General features: G+C 70.5%; 31 protein-coding genes. 29 read left to right on the top strand and 2 right to left on the bottom strand.

From position 1 onward, the window contains the following. Window positions 1-153: 153 nt before the first annotated feature. The 10 genes from DFH01_RS25880 (at window position 154) to DFH01_RS25835 (ending at window position 8,589) form a co-directional block, all read left to right on the top strand. A complete protein-coding gene (locus DFH01_RS25880; protein WP_109873419.1) occupies window positions 154-627 on the top strand; it encodes a hypothetical protein in 474 nt (157 codons plus the stop codon). A gap of 2 nt (window positions 628-629) precedes the next feature. After that, on the top strand, window positions 630-830 hold the full coding sequence (locus tag DFH01_RS25875; RefSeq protein WP_109873418.1) for a hypothetical protein: 201 nt from the start codon (window positions 630-632) through the stop codon (window positions 828-830). Beyond that, window positions 830-1,621, top strand: coding sequence for an ATP-binding protein (locus tag DFH01_RS25870; RefSeq protein WP_109873417.1), 792 nt, complete (start codon window positions 830-832; stop codon window positions 1,619-1,621). The genes DFH01_RS25875 and DFH01_RS25870 overlap by 1 nt, the downstream gene beginning before the upstream one ends. A 3-nt stretch (window positions 1,622-1,624) precedes the next feature. Continuing rightward, complete coding sequence (locus tag DFH01_RS25865; RefSeq protein ID WP_109873416.1) at window positions 1,625-2,185, top strand: DUF669 domain-containing protein; 561 nt, start codon at window positions 1,625-1,627, stop codon at window positions 2,183-2,185. A 73-nt stretch (window positions 2,186-2,258) separates the two neighbouring features. After that, window positions 2,259-3,359 carry a PD-(D/E)XK nuclease family protein gene (locus DFH01_RS25860; RefSeq protein WP_109873415.1) on the top strand — a complete coding sequence of 367 codons (1,101 nt, stop codon included), beginning with the start codon at window positions 2,259-2,261 and terminating at the stop codon, window positions 3,357-3,359. Further along, entirely contained in the window at window positions 3,356-4,939 is a 1,584-nt protein-coding gene (locus DFH01_RS25855) for a DEAD/DEAH box helicase (RefSeq protein WP_109873414.1), read from the top strand. The genes DFH01_RS25860 and DFH01_RS25855 overlap by 4 nt, the downstream gene beginning before the upstream one ends. A gap of 125 nt (window positions 4,940-5,064) precedes the next feature. Further along, window positions 5,065-5,286, top strand: a complete 222-nt coding sequence (locus tag DFH01_RS25850; protein ID WP_109873413.1) for a DUF6511 domain-containing protein — start codon at window positions 5,065-5,067, stop codon at window positions 5,284-5,286. After that, window positions 5,283-7,604: a bifunctional DNA primase/polymerase gene (locus tag DFH01_RS25845; RefSeq protein WP_109873412.1), complete on the top strand. Its 2,322-nt coding sequence runs from the start codon at window positions 5,283-5,285 to the stop codon at window positions 7,602-7,604. The genes DFH01_RS25850 and DFH01_RS25845 overlap by 4 nt, the downstream gene beginning before the upstream one ends. A gap of 216 nt (window positions 7,605-7,820) precedes the next feature. After that, entirely contained in the window at window positions 7,821-8,048 is a 228-nt protein-coding gene (locus DFH01_RS25840; RefSeq protein ID WP_109873411.1) for a hypothetical protein, read from the top strand. Further along, window positions 8,038-8,589 (top strand): hypothetical protein, encoded by a 552-nt coding sequence (locus DFH01_RS25835; protein WP_109873410.1) that lies wholly within the window; start codon window positions 8,038-8,040, stop codon window positions 8,587-8,589. The genes DFH01_RS25840 and DFH01_RS25835 overlap by 11 nt, the downstream gene beginning before the upstream one ends. 4 nt (window positions 8,590-8,593) lie before the next feature. Here DFH01_RS25835 and DFH01_RS25830 read toward each other — a convergent pair whose 3' ends face one another. After that, window positions 8,594-8,800 (bottom strand): hypothetical protein, encoded by a 207-nt coding sequence (locus tag DFH01_RS25830; RefSeq protein ID WP_109873409.1) that lies wholly within the window; start codon window positions 8,798-8,800, stop codon window positions 8,594-8,596. A gap of 74 nt (window positions 8,801-8,874) precedes the next feature. Here DFH01_RS25830 and DFH01_RS25825 point away from each other — a divergent pair, with 74 nt between their 5' ends. From DFH01_RS25825 to DFH01_RS28565, 7 genes are all read left to right on the top strand, one after another. Then, window positions 8,875-9,210: a hypothetical protein gene (locus DFH01_RS25825; RefSeq protein ID WP_109873408.1), complete on the top strand. Its 336-nt coding sequence runs from the start codon at window positions 8,875-8,877 to the stop codon at window positions 9,208-9,210. A gap of 74 nt (window positions 9,211-9,284) precedes the next feature. Continuing rightward, a complete protein-coding gene (locus DFH01_RS25820) occupies window positions 9,285-9,596 on the top strand; it encodes an HU family DNA-binding protein (RefSeq protein WP_109873407.1) in 312 nt (103 codons plus the stop codon). 28 nt (window positions 9,597-9,624) lie between these two features. After that, complete coding sequence (locus DFH01_RS25815; protein ID WP_109873406.1) at window positions 9,625-9,864, top strand: transcriptional regulator; 240 nt, start codon at window positions 9,625-9,627, stop codon at window positions 9,862-9,864. A gap of 333 nt (window positions 9,865-10,197) precedes the next feature. Continuing rightward, a complete protein-coding gene (locus tag DFH01_RS25810; protein WP_109873405.1) occupies window positions 10,198-11,667 on the top strand; it encodes a site-specific DNA-methyltransferase in 1,470 nt (489 codons plus the stop codon). Next, window positions 11,657-12,904 (top strand): site-specific DNA-methyltransferase, encoded by a 1,248-nt coding sequence (locus DFH01_RS25805; RefSeq protein ID WP_109873404.1) that lies wholly within the window; start codon window positions 11,657-11,659, stop codon window positions 12,902-12,904. Before DFH01_RS25810 ends, DFH01_RS25805 begins: the two co-directional genes overlap by 11 nt. Before the next feature lie 103 nt (window positions 12,905-13,007). After that, the gene (locus tag DFH01_RS25800; RefSeq protein WP_109873403.1) at window positions 13,008-13,244 is read left to right on the top strand and encodes a hypothetical protein; all 237 of its coding nucleotides are present in this window, start codon (window positions 13,008-13,010) and stop codon (window positions 13,242-13,244) included. A 131-nt stretch (window positions 13,245-13,375) separates the two neighbouring features. Further along, on the top strand, window positions 13,376-14,236 hold the full coding sequence (locus DFH01_RS28565; RefSeq protein ID WP_199231413.1) for a DUF3489 domain-containing protein: 861 nt from the start codon (window positions 13,376-13,378) through the stop codon (window positions 14,234-14,236). A 16-nt stretch (window positions 14,237-14,252) separates the two neighbouring features. On the opposite strand, the gene DFH01_RS25790 is transcribed toward DFH01_RS28565, so the two are convergent. Further along, window positions 14,253-14,483, bottom strand: a complete 231-nt coding sequence (locus DFH01_RS25790; RefSeq protein ID WP_109873402.1) for a hypothetical protein — start codon at window positions 14,481-14,483, stop codon at window positions 14,253-14,255. A gap of 165 nt (window positions 14,484-14,648) precedes the next feature. Here DFH01_RS25790 and DFH01_RS25785 point away from each other — a divergent pair, with 165 nt between their 5' ends. From DFH01_RS25785 to DFH01_RS25735, 12 genes are all read left to right on the top strand, one after another. Beyond that, on the top strand, window positions 14,649-15,164 hold the full coding sequence (locus tag DFH01_RS25785; RefSeq protein ID WP_109873401.1) for a MerR family transcriptional regulator: 516 nt from the start codon (window positions 14,649-14,651) through the stop codon (window positions 15,162-15,164). A 4-nt stretch (window positions 15,165-15,168) separates the two neighbouring features. Then, window positions 15,169-17,088, top strand: a complete 1,920-nt coding sequence (locus DFH01_RS25780) for a phage terminase large subunit family protein (protein WP_332903299.1) — start codon at window positions 15,169-15,171, stop codon at window positions 17,086-17,088. A 14-nt stretch (window positions 17,089-17,102) separates the two neighbouring features. Further along, complete coding sequence (locus DFH01_RS25775) at window positions 17,103-17,456, top strand: hypothetical protein (protein WP_109873399.1); 354 nt, start codon at window positions 17,103-17,105, stop codon at window positions 17,454-17,456. Beyond that, window positions 17,453-18,058 carry a hypothetical protein gene (locus tag DFH01_RS25770; RefSeq protein WP_109873398.1) on the top strand — a complete coding sequence of 202 codons (606 nt, stop codon included), beginning with the start codon at window positions 17,453-17,455 and terminating at the stop codon, window positions 18,056-18,058. Before DFH01_RS25775 ends, DFH01_RS25770 begins: the two co-directional genes overlap by 4 nt. Next, window positions 18,058-18,294, top strand: a complete 237-nt coding sequence (locus DFH01_RS25765; RefSeq protein WP_109873397.1) for a phage head-tail joining protein — start codon at window positions 18,058-18,060, stop codon at window positions 18,292-18,294. The genes DFH01_RS25770 and DFH01_RS25765 overlap by 1 nt, the downstream gene beginning before the upstream one ends. Then, window positions 18,294-19,766, top strand: a complete 1,473-nt coding sequence (locus DFH01_RS25760) for a phage portal protein (protein WP_109873396.1) — start codon at window positions 18,294-18,296, stop codon at window positions 19,764-19,766. Before DFH01_RS25765 ends, DFH01_RS25760 begins: the two co-directional genes overlap by 1 nt. Before the next feature lie 2 nt (window positions 19,767-19,768). Next, entirely contained in the window at window positions 19,769-21,880 is a 2,112-nt protein-coding gene (locus DFH01_RS25755) for a prohead protease/major capsid protein fusion protein (protein WP_109873395.1), read from the top strand. A gap of 114 nt (window positions 21,881-21,994) precedes the next feature. Next, window positions 21,995-22,345 carry a DUF2190 family protein gene (locus tag DFH01_RS25750; RefSeq protein WP_109873394.1) on the top strand — a complete coding sequence of 117 codons (351 nt, stop codon included), beginning with the start codon at window positions 21,995-21,997 and terminating at the stop codon, window positions 22,343-22,345. Further along, window positions 22,342-22,983 carry a structural protein gene (locus DFH01_RS28940; RefSeq protein ID WP_233256293.1) on the top strand — a complete coding sequence of 214 codons (642 nt, stop codon included), beginning with the start codon at window positions 22,342-22,344 and terminating at the stop codon, window positions 22,981-22,983. The genes DFH01_RS25750 and DFH01_RS28940 overlap by 4 nt, the downstream gene beginning before the upstream one ends. Next, window positions 22,980-23,213 (top strand): hypothetical protein, encoded by a 234-nt coding sequence (locus tag DFH01_RS27945; protein ID WP_146217148.1) that lies wholly within the window; start codon window positions 22,980-22,982, stop codon window positions 23,211-23,213. Before DFH01_RS28940 ends, DFH01_RS27945 begins: the two co-directional genes overlap by 4 nt. Next, the gene (locus tag DFH01_RS25740; protein ID WP_146217147.1) at window positions 23,176-23,367 is read left to right on the top strand and encodes a hypothetical protein; all 192 of its coding nucleotides are present in this window, start codon (window positions 23,176-23,178) and stop codon (window positions 23,365-23,367) included. Before DFH01_RS27945 ends, DFH01_RS25740 begins: the two co-directional genes overlap by 38 nt. Further along, entirely contained in the window at window positions 23,364-23,672 is a 309-nt protein-coding gene (locus DFH01_RS25735) for a head-tail joining protein (RefSeq protein WP_109873392.1), read from the top strand. The genes DFH01_RS25740 and DFH01_RS25735 overlap by 4 nt, the downstream gene beginning before the upstream one ends. Window positions 23,673-23,674: the final 2 nt, after the last annotated feature.

The following is a 23,674-nucleotide window of genomic DNA, read 5'->3' as shown; positions in this document are numbered from 1 at the left end:
GCTGCATTCCTCACCCTCGTCGCCTCGCTCGTGCGCGCGACCTCGCCCGCACCGCCGCCGGTGGCGCCGCCCTCGCCGGTGGCTTCCTCGCCCTGTGCTGGGCCGTCGGCCTCGCCTCGATCCCCTGACCCATCTGCGCCGGAGACCCCCTGAATGAGCAACCGAACCACCTTGGCTGATCTGCGCGGCATGGATGCCGGCCAGGCCGCCCGCCTGCCACCCGCCCATCTCGCCCTGCTGCTGGAGGATGCCGCGGCGCTGCGCGCCGACGCCAAGCATGTGTCGGACCTGCTGAGCGATGCCCTGCACCGCCGCTATGGCGCCATCGCCATCGAGCGCCGTCAGGCCGAGGGCAAGGACACCGGCCGGGTGCGCTTCCTCGACGCCGGCTTCGAGATCACCGCCGACCTACCCAAGCGCGTGGAATGGGACCAGGCGCGGCTCGCCGGCGCAGTCGAGGCCATCCGGGGCTGGGGCGAGGATCCGTACGACTACGTCGCGACCGAGATCAAGGTCGCCGAGAGCCGCTTCACCGCCTGGCCGCCGAAGTTGCAGGCGTTGTTCCAGCCCGCCCGCACCGTCGGCACCGGCCGCCCGTCCTACAGCCTCGAACAGGTGGAGTGGTAAGCATGGCCCACGAGTTGCGCATCCGCGTCGCGATCCCGCTCACGGGCGACGCCATCGCCCGTGCCAAGGGCGTCGCCGCCTTCGAGCAGACCCTGGACGGCTTTGCCGAGGCGGTCGCCCGCGCCGGTGGAGAGATCGCGGTCGACGTGATCAAGGCCAATCCCCGCGCCGCTAGCCCCGACACGAAGCCGGAGATGCATTGATGGCAATCTCCCTCGCATCCCTGCGCCGAGGTGGTGACACCCGTCCGCCGCGCATCCTCGGCTACGGCGTCGCCGGCATCGGCAAGACCACCTTTGCCACCGAAGCGCCCAATCCGATCGTCGTGCAGACCGAGGATGGGCTCGGCAGCATCGCCGTGCCCACCTTCGGTCTGCTGCGCAGCTTCCACGATGTGATGCAGGCGATCGGCAGCCTCTACGACGAGGACCACACGTTCCAAACCGTCGTGGTCGACAGCCTCGACTGGCTGGAGCCGCTGATCTGGCAGCACACGGCGCAGCAGCACAACCAACCGAACATCGAGGCCTTCGGCTACGGTAAGGGCTATCTCGCCGCGCTCGACAATTGGCGCGCGGTCCTGGAGGGGCTGAACGCGCTGCGCGACGAGCGCGGCATGGCGGTGATCCTGCTGGCCCACGCAGAGATCAAGCGCTTCGACAGCCCGGAAACCGAGCCCTACGACCGTTATCAACCCAAGCTGCACGTGCGGGCCTCAGCGTTGGTGCAGGAGCACGTCGATGCCGTGCTCTTTGCCAACTACCGCATCACCACCCTGAAGTCGGATGCCGGCTTCGGCAAGAAGGTCGTGCGCGGCGTCAGCGGCGGCGACCGCCTGCTGCACACCGTGGAACGACCGGCCTTCCTCGCCAAGAACCGCTTTGGCCTGCCGGAGACGCTGCCGCTCTCCTGGCCCGACTTTGCCGCCGGCATCCCGTTCTACGCCGGCGGTAGCGCTGCTGCTGCCACCCCCACCCCCGACGACAGGAGCTGAGCCATGGCCCTTCTCAATGGCACCTTTGACGCCGGCAGCGTTGAGCCGGCGAAGCCCTTCGAGCCGCTCCCGGCGGGGAAGTACCGGGCACAGATCGTCGAGAGCGAGATGGCCGCGACCCGGGCGGGCGATGGCCAGATGCTGAAGCTGACCCTCGAGATCCTCGACGGCCCGCACGCCCATCGCAAGCTGTGGGACCAGCTGAACCTGGTGAACCCGAACAGCCAGACCATGGAGATCGCACAGCGCACGCTCTCGGCGATCTGCCATGCCACTGGCCAGATGCAGGTGTCGGACAGCGAACAGCTGCATTTCAAGCCCATGCGCGTGACGGTGAAGTACGAGCCGGAGGGCAACGACAAACACGGGGTCTGGCAGAAAGCCCGGAACCGGATCGGCGGCTATGAACGTCCCGATGGCGGTCCCGCAGCACGCCCCGCCCCCGCGGGGCCCATGCCGCGCCCGCAGGCGCCGCCGCAGGTGCCCAGCGTTCCCGCCCCACAGGCATCGGCGCCGTCACGCCCGGCCAACAGCACCGTGCCGCCCTGGCGGCGGACCGGCTGACACGCGCCGTCCTTGACCCTCCTGCCGGCGGGCGCTGCTCGCCGGCTGCTCCCTCTTGCACATGGGACCTGTCATGGCCGCGCTGCCACCCCCTTCCTGTCCGACCGTCGATGCCATCTTCGCTGCCTACGAGGCCACCGCCGATGCCGGTTGGCGCGAGCATCTCGGTGCCTCCCTGATCGGCACCGGCTGCGAGCGCGCCCTCTGGTATTCCTTCCGCTGGGCGTCCCGCGCGCGGCACACGGGGCGGCTGCTGCGCCTGTTCGAGACCGGCAATCTCGCCGAGGCGCGTTTCGTCGCCAATCTGCGGCGCATCGGCGTCACCGTCCTGGAGGTCGATCCCGACAACGGCCGCCAGTGGCGGCTGCGCGATAGCAGCGGGCACTTCGGCGGCAACATGGACGCCGTGGCGAAAGGCTTCATTGAAGCGCCCTCCGCCTGGCACGTCGTCGAGTTCAAGACGCACAGCACCAAATCCTTCGCCAAGCTCACGGCGGAGGGTGTGGAGAAGGCCAAGCCGCTGCACTTCGCGCAGATGCAGGCCTACATGCATCTCGCCGCCATCGATCGCGCCTTCTATCTCGCGGTGAACAAGGACACGGATGAGCTCTACCAGGAGCGCATCCGGCGCGATGCCGAGACCGGACTGCGGCTGGTCGCGAAGGCGCAGCGGGTGATCGGCGCGGGGCGCCCGCCAGCGCGGATCAGCGAGGATCCCGCCTGGTGGGAATGCCGCTTCTGCGACCATCACGCCGTCTGCCACGAGGGCGCAGCACCCGAACGCCACTGCCGCTCCTGCCTGCACGCCTCGCCGGTTGCCGAGGGCGGTTGGCACTGCACGCGGCACGGCACGCCTGTCACTCGCCGGGAGCAGGAGGCCGGCTGCGCCGCGCATCTCTACATTCCCGACCTGGTGCAGGGCGAGCAGGTCGACGCCGGCGAGGATTGGGTCAGCTACCGCCTGCTGGATGGCAGCGCGTGGCGCGACGGCGTGCCGCAGGAACCAGCGTCCCAGTTCGTTCCACACGGTCCCTGCAACCGCTGCGGCACCAACGCCTACGCGATCGGGCCCGGCAAAGGGCCGCACCCTTATGGCCTGACCTGCAGCGCCTGTGGTCTCGCTGGCCGGTGGCTCAGCAAGCCCGCCGCCCGCGCCATGGGCCTGCCGGCATGAGCCTGTCCCTGCGCCCCTATCAGCGCGCCGCCATCGAGGCGCTGTACGACTATTTCGCCGGCAATACCGGCAATCCGCTGGTCGTGCTGCCCACCGGCACGGGGAAGTCGGTCGTCATCGGCGGCTTCATCCGCGAGGCGATCGCTGCCTACGCCGACACCCGTGTCCTGGTCCTCACCCATGTGAAGGAGCTGATCCAGCAAAATTTCCTCGCCCTGCTGCGCGCCTGGCCCGAGGCGCCGGCTGGCATCTATTCGGCGGGCCTCTCCCGCCGCGACATTCGCGCCCAGGTACTCTTTGCGGGGATCCAGTCGATCCATCGCCACGCGCGGCAGGTGCAGCAATGCGACCTGGTGCTGATCGACGAGGCGCATCTCCTCGGCCGCAGTGACAGCGGCATGTACCGCTCCTTCCTCGCCCAGCTGAACGACATCAATGGCGGGCTGCTCAAAGTCGTGGGCTTCACGGCCACCCCGTACCGCCTCGACAGCGGGTTGCTGCACGAGGGCAAGGATCGGCTGTTCACCGACATCGCCTTCGAGGTGCCGGTGCTGGAGATGATCCAGCAGGGTTATCTCTGCCCCGTGGTGCCGAAGCACACCGAGACGCAGCTCGATGTCGGCGGTGTCGGCACCCGCGGCGGTGAGTTCATCGCCAAGGATCTCGAGGCCGCGGTCGATCGCGACGAAGTCACTCGCGCCGCGGTGCAGGAGATCGTCCAGCACGGCGAGGGCCGCGGCTCCTGGCTGGTGTTCTGCTCCGGCGTCGCCCACGCGCGCCATGTCCGTGACGCCATCCGCGAGCATGGCATCGCGTGCGAGACGGTCACCGGTGACACCCCAGCGCCCGAGCGCGACGGCATCCTCTCGGCCTTCAAGGCGGGACGGCTGCGTTGCGTCACCAATGCCAACGTGCTGACCACCGGCTTCGACGCGCCGGGTACCGACCTCATTGCCCTGCTGCGCCCGACCAAGAGCGTCGGCCTCTATGTCCAGATGGTCGGCCGCGGCACCCGCCTCGCCGAGGGCAAGGATGACTGCCTGGTGCTCGACTTCGCCGGCAACACCGCGCGGCACGGACCGATCGACAAGGTGGATGGCCGCAAGAAGGAGCCGGCCGGCGACGGCGAGGCGCCGATCAAGGTCTGCCCCGAGTGCCAGACCATCAACCATGCCAGCGTCCGGCGCTGCATTGCCTGCGACCACGAGTTCCCGCCGCCCGAGGTGAAGGTCGCCGCAAAGGCCGCCTCGAACGCGCTGCTGTCGATCCAGGAGCAGGCCGCGTGGTGCGAGGTGACCGGGGTCCGCTACGCCCGGCACGAGAAGCCAGGCAAGCCGGCCTCGCTGCGCGTCACCTATGACTGCGGCATCTCCGCGCATAGCGAATGGGTCTGCTTCGAGCATACCGGCTATCCGCGCGACAAGGCGCTGTCCTGGTGGCGGCGCCGCGCGGCGAACCTCCCGCCGCCCGCGACGGTGGATGAGGCGCTGGCAGCCACCAGCACCCTGCGCCGGCCGATCGCCATCCAGCTTCGCGCCGCGGGACAGTACACCGAGATCGTCGCAACGAGGTTCGTGTGAGATGCCGCACCTGCACGCGCCCTGCCGGTCATTGGGATTGGTTCCATCCGCACCGGCCGCTCCGCGTCCATTGGACCGTCCCATCCTGCTCGCTGACCTGCCTGTCCCTCTGGCCGGAGATCCGCATGGTTGACCCCAACGACCAGGAGATGGCGGCGATGCGCCGGGCCGGGGAGATCGCGGGCGAGTTCATCGAGGCGGTCGGCCGCAGCGACATGGCGAGCTGGTCCGAGGAGGACTGGCGCGGCTTCATCGAGGCGATCTGCGGCGCCTATGTCGACTGCCTGGTCGAACAGCAGGTCGCCATCAGCCAGGCGCTGCATAAGGTGCAGGGGCTGCCCGCATGAGCGAGCAGGTCTCCTTCATGGCGGAGTATGGGGCACGGCTGGCCGACAACGGCTACGCCGTCATTCCCATCATGCCCGGAGCGAAGTTGCCGGGGCGCCTCAGTGGTGGGGAGTGGACGCCCTATCCCGACTGGACTCGACACGCCGACCGTCCGTCGAAACCGTTCGAGATCGACATCTGGCGGCGCTGGCCCGAGTGCGGCGTCGGCATCGCCTGCGGTGCCATCGTCGGGCTCGACATCGACGTCACCGATGCCGCGTTGGCGATCCAGCTCACCGAGTTGGCGACGGAGATGCTGGGCGACACGCCCTGCATGCGCATCGGCCAGGCGCCTAAGCGGCTTCTGGTGTATCGGGCGGAGGCCACCTTCGCGGGCCGGAAGCGCCATCCCCTCGAGGTGCTGGCGCGCGGGCAGCAATTCGTCGCGCACGCAATCCATCCCGGCACCGGCCAGCCTTACACCTGGCCGCAAGATAACTTGCTCGACGTCCCGCTGGCGTCGCTGCCCTCCATCACCGAGGAGCAGGCTCTCGCCTGGCTCGACCGCGCCTACGCCCTGATCCCGGCCGATCGGAGGCCGCGCACGCTGATGGCCGACAGTGCGCCGCCGGGCACCTGGCAGGGCCCGTCCGATCCGCGCGGCACCTTCGCCGCGATCGAGGCCGCCCTGCGGTTCATCCCCAATGAGGATCTGGACGGCGCCTCCTGGATCACCATGGGGGCGGCAATCAAGGCCGCGCTCGGCGAGGAGGGCCGGCAGCTCTGGCTCGACTGGTCGCGGCAATCCTCGAAGTCAGGGGTGTCGGGCAAAGGCGATACGCCGGAACGCCGCTGGGCCGCCCTTCGCCCGCACAGCATCGGCGCCGGCAGCATCTATGCCATGGCGATCGACCGCGGTTGGGTGCCGCCACCGGAGATCACGTTGAATGCCGCGGCGGCCGAACGCGCGGCGCAGCCGCACCCCGCAGCAGGTTTGCTGGCCAAGGCAGCGAACACGAATGCATCGCCCGCTCCGGCGCCGCCTCCCTATCGCGTGCCACCTCAACTCCTCGAGGTCGACGGCGCGCTCAAGATGTTCATCGACTACGCCACCAGCACGGCCGTCAGCCCGCAGCCCTTCCTCGCGCTGGGCGCCGGGCTCTGCCTCATCGGCGCCGCCGCCGGGCGTCGCTACCGCACGCCGACGGACCTGCGCAGCAACGTCTACGCCATCGGCATCGCGGACAGCGGCGGTGGCAAGGATCACGCGCGGCGCTGCGCAAAGCGCGTGCTGCATGCCGCCGGCCTCGAGCGGTATCTCGGCGGCGAGGACTTCGCCTCCTCGGCGGGGCTGCTCTCCTCGCTGCAGCTGCATCCGGCGCGGCTGTTCCTGCTCGACGAGTTCGGTCAGTTCGTGAAACTCGTGCTCGGGCCCCGCGCCCCGTTCCACAAGGCAGCGATCTGGTCCGAGCTCACCAAGCTCTACACCTCCGCCGCGGAACCCTACATCGGCGCCGAATACGCCGACCAGAAGTCGCGGCCGCGCGTCACCATCGAACAGCCTTGTGCCTGCCTGTGGGGCGTCACCGTGCCAGGACCGTTCTGGGCCGCGCTGGAAGGCGGCGCGATGGCAGATGGCTCGCTCGCGCGCTTCCTCGTGTTTCTGACCGACGACGACTACCCGGAGCGCAGCGAGCGCCCGGCACCGATGGATCCTCCCGCCGACCTGGTCGCCGCACTGAAGGCGATCGCGGCCGGAGCGGCCGGCCACGACTATGGCGGCAACCTCGCCGCCATCATGGAGCCGAACGCCGCCATCCGGCCCTACACCGTGCCGCTGTCAGGTGAGGCTGAAGCCGCCATGGCGTCGGTATGGCGGGACGCAACGGATCGTCTGCGTTCCCATCGCGGCACGCACGCCACGGCCCTGTTCGGCCGACACGCCGAGAACGCGGCGAAGCTGGCCATGCTGGTCGCGATCAGCCGCGATCCCGGAAGCCCGGTCATCGAGGCCCGTGACGTCAGCTGGGCGGCGTCCTTGGTCGAGCACTGCATCAGCACGATGCTGCGCGAAGCCGATCGGCGTGTGGCCGACACGCCGGCGGAAGGTCGCGTGAAGAAGGTGCTCGAGGTGATCCGCGCCGCGGGTCGGATCAATCGCAGCCAGTTCGCGCGGAAGACGCAGTCGCTGACAAAGCGCGAGCGCGACGAGGCGGTGGCACTGCTGCTGGAGAGCAAGCAGATCGAGCTCATGGAGGTGCCCAACACGAAGGGGCCGCCGACCGGATGGCTGACTTTCGCATCCAGCCTTGAAGGGTCGACCGATGCAGCCGCCTGACCTCCCGCAAGTCCTTGAAAAGCCGAGTTGCTCAACTTTTCAACCTTTCACGCGGGCGCGAAGGGAGAGGGAGGCTCGCGCGCGTACGAAAGGAGGGGGAGAGATAGGGATGAATAGTATTGAAGAGTTGAATTTATATATCTTTCAGCAGGTTACCCTCCCTCCGGCACCTCCCCGTCACCTGACTCTTCATCCGCAAGGGCAGGAGGCGCGGCCATGACGCTGCCTGGTGCGCCGTGCCCGCCGCGCTCGTCCCTCGACCTTGCGCACAGCCCGACGAGCAGCCCCGAGATGGAAGCCCTGCGCCGCCGCGTCTGGCGCGAGCAGGGCGTGGTCTCGCTGGCGATCGAGGACATCACCGACGACTGGGTGCGCCAGGTCGTCATCAACGAAGCCACGCGGCGCTGGGGGCCGCGTAACGGAGGGGGACAGCATGGCCGGTAAGCGGAAGACGAAGCGGCAGACGTCGCGCGAGGATCTGGCGAAGCCGTCCAAGTGGCGGCTGCAGCATGGACAGGTCGGCGAACCCGTGCGCGAGGCCGATCCCGAGACTGGCCTACCGGTCATGCACCGCCGCACAGTCGACACCCTCGGCCAGATGCTGGCCAACGGTACCATCACGCAGGAGATGCACGATGCAGGCGCCGTGTTCCGCCGGCAGTTCCGCGTTGCGGCGCTCGACCAGCTGCGTGCCATGCCGCTGATCCGCATTCCAGGCGGCTCCGGTGATTCCCTCACCGATCGCCAGGTCGCAGCACGCGAGCAGGTCGCGCATGCCATGATGGCGCTGGGCGGCTTCGAGAGCGCAGCCGGCTCCTGCGCCTGGCACGTCGTCGGCCTCGAGCACTCCGTGCGCGAATGGGCGCTGCGCCAGGGCTGGGGTGGGCGCAGCGTTGGCCACGCGCAGGCCCAGGGCATGTTGGTGGCGGCGCTCGGCGTGCTGGCGGTGGTCTACGGCCTCGTGCCGCGGCAGCGGGCCGCCTGACGGGTCACTCCATGCCGAGCACGAAGGCGGCGGCCTCGCCGATCAGCGTGAACGGCAGGGCGGGATGATGGGCGAGGATGGCGTCGTGCACCGCCTTGCTGGTGTCGACCCTGGTGAAGGGATCGGGAGGTCGCCGCGCAGCCCGCGCGGCGGCCAGCGTCGAGACGCTCAGCCACGGCGGAGGGAGGCGGGGCGGCTCGCCATCGGGCATGCGGACGCATATCGCCCCTATGAGAACAATACAAGAACATGGTAGAGGGGCCGTGGCCAGGAAGGAGGACGGTGATGGCAGCACGGCAGCGGGCGGCGATGCGCCCTCTCGATGCGGCGCTGGTGCGCCTGCAGACCATGGCGGCGCGTGGGGGCCAGCCCAACCGCATGGCGCGTGAGGTCGAACTCATCGTCGGCGAATGGCTCGGCGAGGCCGGCGCGGATCCCGATGAGGTGAGGACGCGGCTCGACGAACTGCACGAGCAGCTGGCGTCGGGTGTCGTCGATGCTGAGGAACAGGTGTCCTACGTCGATCCCGACGAAGCCGCCGCGGTGAAGCAGGCGGGCATCACCCTGGCCGCACTGGTCGCGACGCGGGATGCGGTGCAGCGGGCGCGCGACACGCTGTAGCCGCTAAGCCTCGATGGCTGACACGCCGCCCAGGCTTCGCTATGGCGGGAGAGCATTCAGGGAGATGCCAGTCTATGTCGAAGAAGTTCCTGACCGATGTGATTGCGAAATCGTCCGAGTTGTCGGGCGTCGCTTCCGCGAAGCTGGCGGGAGACCTCATCGAGGCGATCCGCGCCGAGATCGTCAGCAGCGGGCGGTTCACCATTCCCGACTTCGGCTCCTTCGCTGTGCGTGAGACGGCCAAGCGGACGGCGCTGAATCCGCGCACGGGCGAGAAGGTCGCGGTGAAGGCGGGCGCAACGGTGAAGTTCAAGGCGAGCCCCGCGCTGAAGGCGGCTGCGCTCGGCGGGCTGAAGAAGGCCAAGCGCAAGGCTGCGAAGGGCTAATTCGGGCGCGGGGGAGGTCGCGGGCGGTATGGAACCTGTCCTGACGCCGCTGCTGTGCCGCGAGGCACGCACGCTGCTCGATCTGGACACGGCTGAGGTAGCGTTCGTCACGCGCATTCCCGTGTTGGATCTGGAGATGTTCGAGGCGGGCCACACCATGCTGCCCACGATCACCCTCGCCGCGCTCCAACGTCTCTTCGAGCGTGGAGGTGTCGTGTTCGCACCGGAGAAGAGCCGGCGTGGCGTGCTGCTCCAGACCTCTGCGTAGGGTGCAGAGCGGGCTGAGCGCGCTGTTACAATTCACCCGCTGGCGGAGCGGAATCCGCATCTCGTAGACTCTCCCCACGATGATGAATTGCGGGTGCAGCCTTCTGCACCGCGGCTCGCCAGCCACAGCGTCGCTCCATCGAGACAGTGGCTCGCGAGCCGCAGGGTCCTTCCTGGGCCTGGCGTATGCGGGGGGCGGAAGCGCGCAACATCGCTAGCGCCAGGCCGGAAATATGGTTTGCAGTTTGCAGCCTTTCCGAGCCGTTTCAGATCGTTAGCTGCAAACCGACGCCGCCCCGCGGTCCTGCAAACCACCTGCAAACCGGATGGCATCATGACGCTCCCCTGGATGGCGGCGAAGATTGTGCTGCGTCCGGTGGCGGAGCTGCGCCCGCATGCCGGCAACGCCCGCGTGCACAGCCCCGAGCAGTTGGAGCAGATCAAGGCCAGCATGCTGGCCTTCGGCTTCACCAACCCGCTGCTGGTCGATGAGGACGGCGTGCTGATCGCCGGCCATGGCCGGCTCGAGGCCGCGACGGCGCTCGGCATCCAGAAGGTGCCGGTGATCGTGCTGCGGCACCTCTCCGCGGCGCAGAAGGAGGCGCTGCGGCTCGCCGACAACCGCATCGCAGAGAATGCGACCTGGGACCAGGCGCTGCTGCGTGATGCGCTGGCCGCGGTGCAGGCAGTGCCGGACATCGACCTTGGCGCACTCGGGTTCTCGGCCGCGGAACTGGCGGACATCCTCGCGGCGGCTGGAGATGCCGCGTCCGACGGCGACGCGCCCGAGGCTCTGTCCGCGGATCCCGCCGAGGAGGGCAGTGCGGCTGGCGCGGCGAATGGGGAGGAGGCGCTGGCGGAGGACCCCGCCGATGCCGAACCGGAGCCGCCGCGCCAGGCCGTCACCCGCCCTGGCGACCTCTGGCTGCTCGGTGAGCATCGCCTGCTTTGCGGCGACAGCACGGATGCCGCCAGCATGGCGCGCGTGATGGGCGAAGACCGCGCCTCACTGCTGTTCACCTCCCCGCCGTATGGGAATCAGCGCGACTACACCACCGGCGGCGGCACGGATTGGGACGCCCTGATGCAGGGCGTGTTCCAGCATCTCGACGCCGCCTTGCGACCCGACGGCCAGGTGCTGGTGAACCTCGGCCTGATCCACCGCGACAATGAATGGCAGCCCTATTGGTTGGCCTGGCTCGACTGGATGCGTGCCCGCGGCTGGCGCCGGTTCGGCCTCTACACTTGGGATCAGGGGCCCGGCCTGCCGGGCGACTGGAACGGTCGCCTCGCACCGGCCTTCGAGTTCGTCTTTCATTTCAACCGGCAGTCGCGCCAGGCCAACAAGATCGTGCCCTGCAAATGGGCCGGCACGCCGAACAAGGGCAGCGGGCTGCGCGCGGCGGATGGCACCATCTCGGAATACCAGCATGCCGGCCTGCCGGTGCAGGACTTCCGGATCCCCGACAACGTCCTGCGCCTGACCCGCCACAAGGGGCGGGGGATCGAGACCGAGCACCCGGCGGTGTTCCCGGTCGTGCTGCCGGAGTTCCTGATGCGGGCCTACACCGACGAGGGCGAGGTGGTGTTCGAGCCGTTCGGCGGCTCCGGCACCACCATCCTCGCGGGCCAGCGCACCAGCCGTCGCGTGTGCGCGATCGAGCTGGCGCCCGCCTATGTCGACCTGGCCGTGGCGCGCTGGCGGATGCTGCATCCCGACCTGCTGGTGACGCTGGCCGATGACGGGCGCGACTATGACGCCGTTGCCGCGGCGCGGATGGAGGTCACCGCCGATGCAGCTTGATCTCGTGGTTTCCGCGCTGCCGGTCGCATCCCTCGTGCCCTACGCCGAGAACGCGCGCACGCATTCGCCGGCGCAGGTCGCGCAGATCGCCGCCTCCATCGCCGAGTTCGGCTTTGTGAATCCGGTGCTGGTCGACGCCGAAGGCGTGCTCATTGCCGGCCATGGCCGCGTCCTGGCAGCGAAGCAGTTGGGCCTCGCATCGGTCCCGGCGCTGCGGCTTGGCCATCTCTCGCCCGCGCAGGCGCGTGCGCTGCGCCTGGCCGACAATCAGATCGCGCTGAACTCGGGATGGGACGAGGCGCTGCTCGCCGTCGAGATCGCCCGCATCCGCGACGAGGCGGTCGTGGACCTGGACGTGCTCGGCTTCTCTGGCATGGAGCTCGACCGGCTGCTGGCAGCTGCCGATGCCGGCCTCGGCGATGATGCCGATGACGCCCCGCCGCCGCCCGTGGTTCCGGTCACACGCGCCGGCGACCTCTGGCGCTGCGGCGACCACCGCCTTCTCTGCGGTGACGCGACGAAGCTGGTCGACGTGCAGCGCGCGCTCGGTGCTGGCCAGCTGGCCGACATGGGCTTCGTCGATCCGCCCTATAATGTCGCTTACGAGGGCGGCACCGCGGCGAAGATGACCATCGCCAACGACGCGCTCGGCGGCGGCTTTCCCGAGTTCCTGCGCCCCGCGCTGGCCAACCTGCTCTCGGTGACCAAGGGCGCCTGCTACGTCTGCATGTCCTCCTCCGAATGGCCGACGCTGCACCGCGTCTGGCAGGAGGCGGGCGGGAAATGGTCCAGCACCATCATCTGGGCGAAGAACACCTTCGCGCTCGGCCGCGCCGACTACCACCAGCAATTCGAAGCCATGCTGTATGGCTGGAAGGCCGGGGCGCAGCACTACTGGTGCGGCGCGCGCGACCAGGGGAATGTCTGGCACTTCGACAAGCCGGCCAGGAACGATCTGCATCCGACGATGAAGCCGGTGGCGCTGGTCGAGCGCGCCATCCGCAACAGCAGCAAGCCGCGCGACACGGTGCTGGACTGCTTCGGCGGCTCGGGCACCACCATAATCGCGGCCGAACGCACGGGGCGGCGCGCCGTGCTGCTGGAGATCGATCCCGCCTATGCCGATGTGATCGTCCGCCGCTGGCAGGAGGCGACCGGCGAGGCGGCGGTGCTGGAGGGCGAGGACCGCACTTTCGCCGATGTCGCCGCGGCGCGATTGATGATCGAGAAAGCCTAATCATCGCAACAAGATAACGCTGCATCTTGCTTGGCTCGCGCGCGGCACAGCGCGAATGGTCCGTCACCCGCAGGGGATGCCATGCACCACGACGGAGATCGCCATGACCGACCGCACCACCCGCACCGCCCGCAATCAGGAGCGCAGCCTCGAAGCCTTCCTCGCCGAGAAGGCGCGCTTCGACGCGATGGTCGCCGAACTTCAGCAGATGAGCGCGGACCACTTCGGCGCGGATCCCGACACGGTGCTCTGGGGCGCGCATGCCAGCCTGCAGCACTGGAACAGCCTGCTGGCGCGGGTGACGGACTCCTACTTGAAGCGCGGTGAATGGGCCGAATGACGGGCCCCATCGCAGCTTGCTGCGATGGGAACCCGACGCGGGCCACTCCCGCACCGCCCCGACCGGCGCTGCCGGCGGGGCTCCCGGCAGTAGGGGCCGATGACCGGCACCCGGAACCGGAGACCACCACGATGACCAAGCTTTCCGACACCCAGCGCGTGATCCTCAGCGCCGCCGCTCAGCACGAGATGGGCCTGGCCCGCGCGCCGAAGACCCTGCCCGCCGCGGCCCGCAACGCGGTCTTCCGCAGCCTGATCAAGAACAGCCTGCTGACCGAGATCAACGCCCCGCGCGAGCATGTCGGGCTGGGCTGGCGGCAGGACGAGGACGGCACCTGGATCGTGGCGCGCATCACCGACGAGGGGCTGCGCGCCATCGGCATCGACCCGAATGAGGGTGACGCGGGGGCCGGTGAGCCCGACTGCTCGGGCATCGAGGGCAGTGTGCCCGACACGGCGCCCACGGTGGCGCCGGCCGTGGAGCCCGCCACACAGGACGCCCCGACGCCCGAAGCCGCCCAGGCCGCGCCCCTGGCGGAGGACATCGCCCTGCTCGACCAGGCCCTCGCGGCAGGCACCGCGACGCCGCGGGCCAGCCTGCGCGACACCGCCGCGGCCATCCTCGCCGCCTGGGACGACGAAGCGAACCGTGCGGGCGACATGATCGGCGCCCTGGACGCCCCGATGGAGGCCCTGCGCACGCTGCTCGCCGGCAAGCCCGCCCGCGTCGCGCGCGAGCCCGGCGCCCCGCGGAAGCCGCGGGAGGGCACGAAGCAGGAGCAGGTCCTCGCCCTGCTCCGCCGCGAGGAGGGCGCCAACATCGCGCAGATCTGCGAGGCGACCGGCTGGCAGCAGCACACGGTGCGCGGATTCTTCGCCGGTCTCAAGAAGCGCCAGGGAATCACGGTCGTCGCCGCCGAGCGCATCCGCCAGGTTGGGCCGAACAAGGAAGGCGCGCGCGGCAGCTACACCATCTACAAGATCGAAGGCTGATACCTCGCTGACGCAATCAGGGCCCGTCGCGGTGCGGCGGGTCCGCGTATCGTTCCCAGGGCTTCAGCTTGGGCTTGGGCGGATCGAGCGCGAGAAGCAATTCCTCGATCGTCCATGTCTGGCGCTTCGCCGACTTCGCAACGCCAAGCAGCACCTTTCTGGCATCATCGAGGTACAGCTTCACCATGCGGGGCGTACCGCAGCGGTGGGCAGCGAGCGCCATCGCCTTCGCGGTCGCCTCGACCATCTTCTCGATGTCCTTCCGTGCGTCTGGTTGCTGCATCGTCGTTGGCCTTCGATGATGATGGCGATCGCGATGATGTTGCACGGCAGGTCAACTGCCGCACGCGGAAATTGGCGCTCAGCGTGCCTTTCGTGATCGACGAATGCGTGCGGCGGGAGGTCCGCCGCCATGCCAGAGTTGACCCCATCTACCCGCGAGGCCGCCCGTCGCCTTGGCGTCAGCGACACCGCCATCCACAAGGCCGAACGGGCGGGCCGCATCGCCCGTGAACCGGACGGCCAGTGGGACATCGACAAGACCCGCCGCCGCCTGACCGAAACCGCCGATCCCGCCCGCTCGCCCCTGGCCAGCGGTGCTGGCGCAGACGGCACGCCGTTCGCCCGGCTCAAGGTCGCGCAGCTCGCGCTGAAGGTGGAAGCGCAGCGTCTCTCGCTCGACGAGACCAAGCGCCGCCTGCTCGACGTCACAGAGGCCAATGCTGCGCTCGACGAGATCGGCAGCACGATGCGCGACGCGCTGCTGAACTGGCCCGCCCGCGTCTCGGGTCTGATCGCCGCCGAGCTCAACGTCGACCCGCATCTGCTGCAGACCGTCCTGCAGAGCCACATCAATGACCTGCTGACGGAGGCGGCCGATCGCTTCGATCCCGCAGGCCTCGGAGGGGGCCGGTCTCCGCAGCCGTGAGCATGTGCGCCGTCGCGTGGGCTCCATGCTGCGCCCGCCGCCGCAGCTCACCGTCTCAGAATGGGCCGAGCGGCACCGTATGCTCGGCAGCCGTGCTTCCGCGGAACCCGGCCCGTGGCGGACCAGCCGCACGCCCTACCTGAAGGACGTGATGGACGCACTCTCCGCCGTGCATCCCGCCCGGCGCGTCGTCTTCATGAAGGGCGCGCAGGTCGGCGCCACGGAAAGCGGCAACAACTGGCTTGGCTACATCATGCACCACGTGCCGGCGCCCGCGCTCGCGGTGCAGCCGACCGTGGAACTGGCCAAGCGCTTTTCCCGCCAACGCATTGACCCGCTGCTGGAGGAAACGCCGGCGCTGCGGGAGCGCGTGGCGCCGGCACGGGCCCGCGATAGCGGCAACACCATGCTGTCGAAGGAATTCCCCGGCGGCATCCTGGTCCTCACCGGGGCGAACAGTGCGGTGGGACTGCGCTCGATGACGGCGCGGTTCCTGTTTCTCGACGAGGTGGACGCCTATCCCGGTGACGTCGCCGGCGAAGGAGATCCCATCGCCCTGGCCGAGGCCCGCGCCCGCACCTTCGGCTGGCGGCGCAAAGCCTTCCTGGTCAGCACGCCCACCATCGCCGGCCGCAGCCGCATCGAGCGGGAGTATCTCGCCTCCGACCAGCGGCGGTTCTTCGTGCCATGCCCCGAATGCGGGGAGATGCAGTGGCTGCGCTTTGAGCGGCTGATCTGGGACAAGGGTGTGCCCGAGACAGCGCGGTATCACTGCACCGCCTGCGACCACCCCATGCAGGAGCACGACAAGACCGCGATGCTCGGCGCTGGCGAATGGCGCGCGACGGCCGAGGGCCAGGATCCGCACACCATCGGCTTCCACATCTCGGCGCTCTACTCGCCGGTGGGCTGGCTCTCCTGGGCGCAGATCGCGCGCGACTGGGAGGCGGCGCAGGGCAAGCCCGAGGACATCAAGACCTTCAAGAACACCGTCCTGGGCGAGACCTGGCAGGAGCAGGGCGAGGCGCCGGATTGGGAGCGGCTCGTCGAGCGCCGCGAGGACTTTCCGATGGGCGTGGTGCCCACCGGCGCCCTGGTGCTGACGGCCGGCGTGGACGTCCAGGACGATCGCCTGGAATGCGACGTCTGGGGCTGGGCGGAAGGCTTCTCGTCCTGGCTGGTGGATCACGTCGTGATCCCCGGCAGCCCGCGCGAGCGGGAGCCCTGGGACGAACTGGCGAAGGTGCTGGCGCGGGACTGGCCCCGCCATGGTGGTGGTGCGATGCGCATTGCCCGGCTCTGCGTCGACACCGGCGGCCGCGACACCGCCGCCGTGTATGGCCACCTCCGCCGCCTGCGGGATCCGCGCATCGCGCCGACCAAGGGCGTGGACGGCTGGAACCGCGCGCAGCCGGTGCAGGGCCCGACACCGGTCGATGCCCTGGTCGACGGGCGCAAGCTGCGGCGCGGCCTCAAGCTCTGGACCGTCTCGGTCTCGACCTGGAAGGCGGACCTCTACCGCCGGCTTTGGCTCGGCCGCGGTGACGCGGAGGAATTCCCGCCCGGCTGGGTGCATCTGTCGCGGGCGATTGAGGTCGAGTGGGTCAAGCAGCTGGTCGCCGAGCAGTTGCGCACGGCGAAGGACCGGCGCGGCTTCGCCCGGCAGGAATGGGCGAAGCTGCGCGAGAGGAACGAGGCGCTGGACTGCGCCGTGCTCGCCCGCGCCGCGCTGTGGCTGCTCGGCGCCGACCGCTACGGCGAGCGCTTCTGGCAGCAGCTGCGGGACCAGATCGCCGATGCCCCGCTGCGGCCGAGCGGGCTTCCCGCCGCCGGGAATATCGCTCCCCCGTCGCCGCCGCCGGCCGCGCCTGACACCCATCGCCCGCGTGGTTGGCTCGCCCCGCGCGGCGGTTGGCTGCGCTGACACTGGAGATTCTGATGACCACGATTGTGCCCGTGCGCACCAGCATCGCCGCCGGCCAGGCGCTGAGCGGACCCGTCGCCAGCGTCGGCTATGGCGTCTGCCTGCTGCTGCTGCCCGCCGCCTGGACCGATGCGCCGCTCACCTTGCAGGGCTCGCTCGACGAGGGCGAGCCTGCAGCCTGGGCGGATCTCTACGACCATCTCGGCAACGAGGTGGTGCTGACAGCCACAGCCGGCCGCGCCCTCACCCTGCCGCCGACGCTGCTGCTCGGCTGGCGCTGGCTGCGCCTGCGCTCCGGCCTTGCCGCCGCGCCAGTGAACCAGGCGGCGGAGCGGCTGCTCACCCTCGGCATCCGGCCGCTCGCATGACCGCGCTGTTCCAGCACTACCTGCCGCCGGCGCCGGCGATGCTGCCCTACGTCTCGGGGCGCTTCTATGCCTCGCAGCATGCGCGCGCCGTGGGCGGCGCCGTCGCGATGACCGCGAACCGGCTCTTTTGCGTGCCCTACATGCTGGCGCGTCCCGGGCTGTTCTCGGCCATGGCGGTGAGCGTGACGACCGGCGCAGCCGGCCTCCTGCGTATGGCTTTGGCTGCCGACGATGGCACTGGGCATCCGGGGCGCCTCATCGAGGAGCCGGTAGCGGACGCCGACACGACTGCGGCCGGCAACGCGCTCTGCCCCTTCGCGCAGCCGCGTTGGATCTCGGCTGGGGTCTGGTGGCTGCTGTTGTGCTTCTCCGGGGCGCCCTCGGTGCGCGGCACCTCCACCCAGGCGTTCAGCGGCGGCAACACGCTGCTGCTCGGCTCGGCCGTGGCCGATGGCGGCGCCGGTGGCGGCACCGGCAGCGAAAACGGGTTCTTCGCGGCGCTGACCCACCAGGCCGGTGTGCCGATCATGCCCAGCCCGCCGAACGGACTGTCCTATCTGGGCAACGTGGCGACGCCGCTGCCGACGCTGCGGGCGGCGTGATGGACCCCGCTGTTCTTGCCTGGGCGCTGGCGCAGCCGGCCGGCAGCCGGGCTGCGGTGCTGGCCGCGGCGTATACGGGTGGCACCACGCGCGTGACCTTCGATGGGCGCACCGTGGAATATCGCAGCCTCGACGAGCTCGGGCGGGCGCTGGCGGTGCTGCACGCGGCGGAGAACAGGGCCGCGCGTCGCCCCAGCGTCACCTTCGCCAGCTTCTCGCGCGAGGGAAGCAGGTGATGGGCCGTCTCCGTGATGCATGGAATGTCCTGCGCGGCTATGCCGCGGCGCAGGACCACCGCGCCTCGGCCTGGGCATCCTCCGGGGGCAGTGCCAATGCCGAGGTTGGCCTGGCCGCGGCGACGGTCGCCCGCCGCGCCCGCGATGCCGTGCGCAACGACCCCTACGCGAGCCGCATCGTCGACCTGTGGACCGGCAACGCCGTCGGCGCCGGTATCACCACCCGCTGGCCCGATGATGCGCACGGCCGCGCTTGGCTGCGCTGGGCGGAGAGCACGGCCTGCGACGCCGAGGGCCGGCTCGACCTCCACGGCCTGCAGGCGCTGGTGATGCGGGCGGTCGTCGAGAGCGGCGAATGCTTCGTCCGCTTCCTGCTGGCGCCGCCGTCACCATCGAACCCGATCGGCCTGCGCCTGCAGGTGCTGGAGAGTGACCATCTCGACACCGCGCGGAACGGGATGGTCGACGGCGCGCCGACGATCCAGGGCATCGCCCTCGGCGACGCCGGCGCCCCGATCGGCTACTGGCTGCACCGCGTGCATCCGGGCGCCGCGTGGATCCTGCCCAGCGCGACTTGGCAGAGCAGCCAGCGCATCCCATCCGGCGACGTGCTGCACGTCTATCGCAAGCGCCGGCCCGGCCAGCTGCGCGACATCTCCTGGCTCGCCCCGGTGCTGCTGCGCCTGCGCGACCTCGGCGACTACGAGGCCGCCCTGCTGATGAAGGCGAAGATCGAGGCGTGCCTCGCCGCGGTGGTCACGGAGGAGGGCGATGAAGCGCTGACCGGCACCGCTGCCGGCCTGCTGCGCGACGCCCAGGGTCGGACGGTCGAGAGCTTCGAGCCGGGCATGATCCTGTACCGCCGCGGCATGGGCAGCGTGGAGGTGGTGAACCCCTCGGGCGGCGGGTCGCACGCGGCCTTCGCCCGCCGGGCGCTCGAGGCGGCCGCGGTCGGGGCGGGCCTCACCTACGACCAGGTCTCCGGCGACCTGACCCAGGCGAACTACTCGTCGCTCCGCGCCGGCAAGATCGAGTTCCGCCGGCTCTGCGAGCAGGTGCAGTACGGCATGCTGATCCCGATGCTGGTGCGTCCCATCGCGGACCGCTTCCACGCCCAGGGCGCGCTGCTTGGGTTGTGGGGGGCGGAGATGCCGGACGGCGTCAGCCATGTTCCGCCGGCGCACGAGATGATCGACCCGCTGAAGGACACGACCGCCCTGATCGCCCAGGTGCGCGCCGGCTTCGTGCCGCAGCCCGAGGCGGCTGGCGCTTTTGGCTACGACTTCCGCGCCGCAGTGGAGATGATCCGCGAGGCCAACGCCCTGCTCGACGAGGCCGGCATCTCGCTCGACACCGACCCGCGGCGCGTCGCGAAGTCCGGCGGAGCGCAGGACGCAGCGCAGATGGCCGCGGTGGAGATCGCGGCGACCGGCGCTGCGGCACCGCCGCGCGTGACCCCAGCAGAGGGCTGACCATGACGGATATCATCGAACCGGGCGGGGGCGACCCCGCGCCGGAGCCTGCTGCTGCGCCCGATCGACTTCCCGCTGCTGGGCAGTCGATCGTCGCGCAGCGCGCGATTACCGCCCCCGCCACCGTCGATCGCGCCGCCCGCACTGTCGAGGTGGTGTGGAGCACCGGCGCGCGCGCCCGCAACTTCGTCCCCGCCCTCGGCCTCATCACCGAGGAGCTGGAGATGTCGCCGAACGCGGTGCGGATGGATGCGCTGCGCTCCGGCCGCGCCCCCGTGCTCGACACCCATCGCCGCGGTGGTGCGCGCGACGTGCTCGGCCGCGTCACCGCCGCCCGCCTCGAGCGCGGCCGCGGCTATGCCACGCTGCAGTTCTCGACCGCTGCCGACGTCGAGCCGATCTGGCAGCGCATCGCCGACGGCACGCTGCGCGCGGTGAGCGTCGGCTATCGCGTCCACCGCTACGAGCCGCGGCCCGATGCCGCCACCGGCGAGACCGTCCACCGCGCGGTGGATTGGGAGCCCTTCGAGATCTCCGTCGTGCCGGTCCCGGTGGATCGGGATGCCGCGGTCCGGGCGCAGGGAGAGCAGGGCCTCCCCGCGCCGGCGATCGAGCCCGCCCTGCCTGACGAGGATCCCCCCATGCCCGAGACGACGCCGGAGACCCCGGCTGCTGCCCCGTCGGCGCCGCCCTCCGCCGCGCCGTCTACCCCGCCCCAGGAGACCACCGTGACCACCACGCCCGAGCCGACCCGCGCCGCACCCGCAGCGGTCGCGCCTGCCACGCCGGCGCCCGACCTCGATGCGGTCCGAGCCGAGGCCCAGCGCGCCGAGCGCGAGCGCATCGCCGGCATCGACGCCGCCGTCGAGGCGGCCCGCGCCCTGCTGCCCGCAGAACGCATCACCCCGGTCCGCGCCGAGGCCATTGCCCAGGGCTGGACTGGCGACCAGGCCCGCCGCGCCCTGTTCGACGCCTTGGTGGCACACGGGCCGCGTCCCGCGATCCCCGCCCGCCCGGAGACCGGCCCCAGTCACGACGACCCGGCGCAGATCCTCGACGCCATGGCCGAGGCCCTCGCCGTCCGCGCCATGCCGGGCTACCAACCCCAGGGGTCCGGGCGCCACGTCGAGTTCATGGGCTGGCGCCCCTCCGACATGATCGGCGAGCTGCTGCGCGCCCGCGGCGAGCGGAGCGTGCCCCGCAATCCTACCCTGCTGGCCGAGCGCGCCTTCCACACCAGCTCCGACTTCCCGCTGCTGCTGGCCGCCGCCGCCAACAAGATGCTGCTCGCCGCCTACCAGCCGGCACAGCCGACCTACCGGCAGATCTTCCTCCGGCGCGATTTCCGCGATTTCAAGCCGCACCGTCACCTGCGCATCGGCGACTTCCCGACCCTGCTGCCGCTCGCCGAGAACGGCGAGATCCAGGTCGGCACCATGTCCGAGAGCCAGGAGATCGTGCTCCTGCAGACCTTCGCGCGGCGCATCCGCGTCACGCGGCCGATGCTGGTCAATGACGACCTCGGCGCCTTCACCGACTTCGCCGCCGCCATCGGCCGCCGCGTCGCCGAGTTCGAGAACGCCACCGCCTACCAGCTGGTGAACTCGGCCAATGGCGACGGCCCGACGCTGACCACCGGCAGCGCGCCCGTCTTCGCCACCGGCGCCGTGCGCGCCAACAAGGCCAGCACCGGCACGGTGCTCGACACCGACACCATCGGCGCCGGCCGCACCGCCATCATGAAGCAGCGCACGCTGGATGGCCTGCCGATCTCGATGGGCCAGACCATGCGGCTGCTGGTCGGGCCGAACCAGGAGCTGGCGGCGCGGCGCGCGACCGTCACCGTTGCCGCGAGCGAGATCGGCAAGGCGAACGTCTTTGCCGGCTTCGTGCAGCCGGTGATCGAGCCGCTGATCTCGGCGAACCGCTGGTACCTGTTCTCCGACCCGGTCGCCGCACCCGTCTATGTCTACGGCTACCTCAACGGCGCCGAGGGGCCGCAGGTCACGACCGGCCCGGTGCAGGGCGCCGACGGTGTCGAGGTCAGCGTGATCTTCGACTTCGGCGTCGGCGCCATCGACTGGCGCGGCGCCTGGTTCAATCCGGGCACCTGATCCTCCCCACTACTACAGCAGCTTCGTCGAGGGCGCCCGTCCCCCGGGTCCCCAGCCAAGCATCCGCTTGGCTGGGCGGGGTGGGGCGCCTTCGGCGTTTCAGGAGACCCTTCTATGCGCAACTGCATCCGTCCCGACGCGCGCTCCATCCCGATGGTCGTGCCCTATGCCGGCGGGATCCTCTCCGGCCAGGGCATGCTGGTCGGCGCCTTCTTCGGGGTGGCGGCCTCCGACGCCGCCCAGAACGCCACTGTGGACTGTGAGACCCGCGGCGAGTTCGAGCTCACCAAGGAGCCCGCGCTCGCCATCAGCCAGGGCGCGCGGGTGTTCTGGGACAACACCAACCGGCGCATCACCACCACCGCCACCGGCAACTTTCAGGTCGGGCTCTGTACCCTCGCCGCGCTGGCAGCGGATGCCGCGGTTCGGGTGATGCTGGCCCGCGTGCCGGCGAGCGGCGCATGAGCCGCATCGATCCCAGGGCCACGCGGGGCTATCGCAACCGCAATCCCGGCAACATCGAGCACGTCCCTGTCAATAAATGGCAGGGCCTCGCCGATCCGCCCTCGGACGGGCGCTTCTGCCGGTTCGTGAGCCACGAGCACGGCATCCGTGCCCTGGCGGCCCTGCTCACCACCTACCAGGATCGCCACGGCCTGCGGACGGTGCGGGGGATCATCGACCGCTGGGCCCCGCCGGGGGAGAACGACACCGGCGCCTATGTTGCGGTGGTGGCGCGGCGCTTGGGCGTCGGCGCCGACGATCCGGTCGATCTGCACCGGCACGACCAGCTCCGCCCGATGGTCGAGGCCATCATTGCCCATGAATGCGCTGGGCTCGCCTATCCGGCCGCCGTCATCGACCGCGCCCTGACCCTGGCTGGCGTGCCGCCGCCCGCGCCGGCGACGCTGCGGCAGGTCGCCACCACCACCGGCACGGGCCGTGGCGCGGTGGCGGTCGGCGCGGCTGGTGTGGCGACCGTCGCGGCCCAGGCGGCACCGGCGATCCAGGCGCTCGGCGCCCTGGCGCCGATGGTCGCCGTCGCGGTGATCCTCGCCACCATTCTCGGCGTCCTGGTTTGGCGCCTGCGGCGGCCGGCATGACCGCGCTGCTCGCCGCCTGTTGGTCGCGCATCGGCGGCTGGGTCGCGGCGGTTCTCGCGGGGGCGGGCGCGGTGCTCGCCCTGCTGGCCGTGGGCCGGCGGCAGGGCCGCGCCGAGATCGAACACCAGGTGGCCCAGGACAGCCTCGATGCCAGGGAGAGAGCCGATGCGGCATCTGCCGAGTATCGCGCTGATGGTGCTGCTGGGCGCCTGCGCTCCGGTCGGTTCTGAGCCGGCCTGCTTCGCGGTGGTGCCGTATGATGCCCCGAGCCAGCGTCAGGCGGCGGTGGAACTGGCCGCGCTGCCTGGCGATTCGGCGCTGGCGCGCATGATCGACGACTATGGCGATCTGCGTGCCCGCATCCGCGGCGCCTGCGGGCGATGAGCGCCTTCGCCGCGGCGATGGAGGCGCTGGTTGCCGATCCCAATCTCGGCAGCGATGCCGTCTACCGGCAGGGCGGCAGCGGCGCGCCCATCAGCCTCCGCGTCCTGCGCTCCTCGCCAGACCGCGTGGCTGATGCCTTCGGCACCGAGATCCTCTCCGCGACCGACATCCTCTCGGTCGCCATCGCCCAGCTCCCCGACCTCGCCGCCGGCGACAGCTTCGCCCTCGGTCCCGACCTGCTCGCCGTCACCCATGCCGAGCGCGACGCCTCCGGCACCGCCTGGCGCGTGCTCTGCCAGCGATAGGA

Origin of the sequence: Falsiroseomonas bella, from assembly GCF_003173615.1 — a bacterium.
In the GTDB taxonomy this organism is placed as follows: domain Bacteria; phylum Pseudomonadota; class Alphaproteobacteria; order Acetobacterales; family Acetobacteraceae; genus Falsiroseomonas; species Falsiroseomonas bella.
This window is presented reverse-complemented; position numbering and strand designations above follow the sequence as displayed.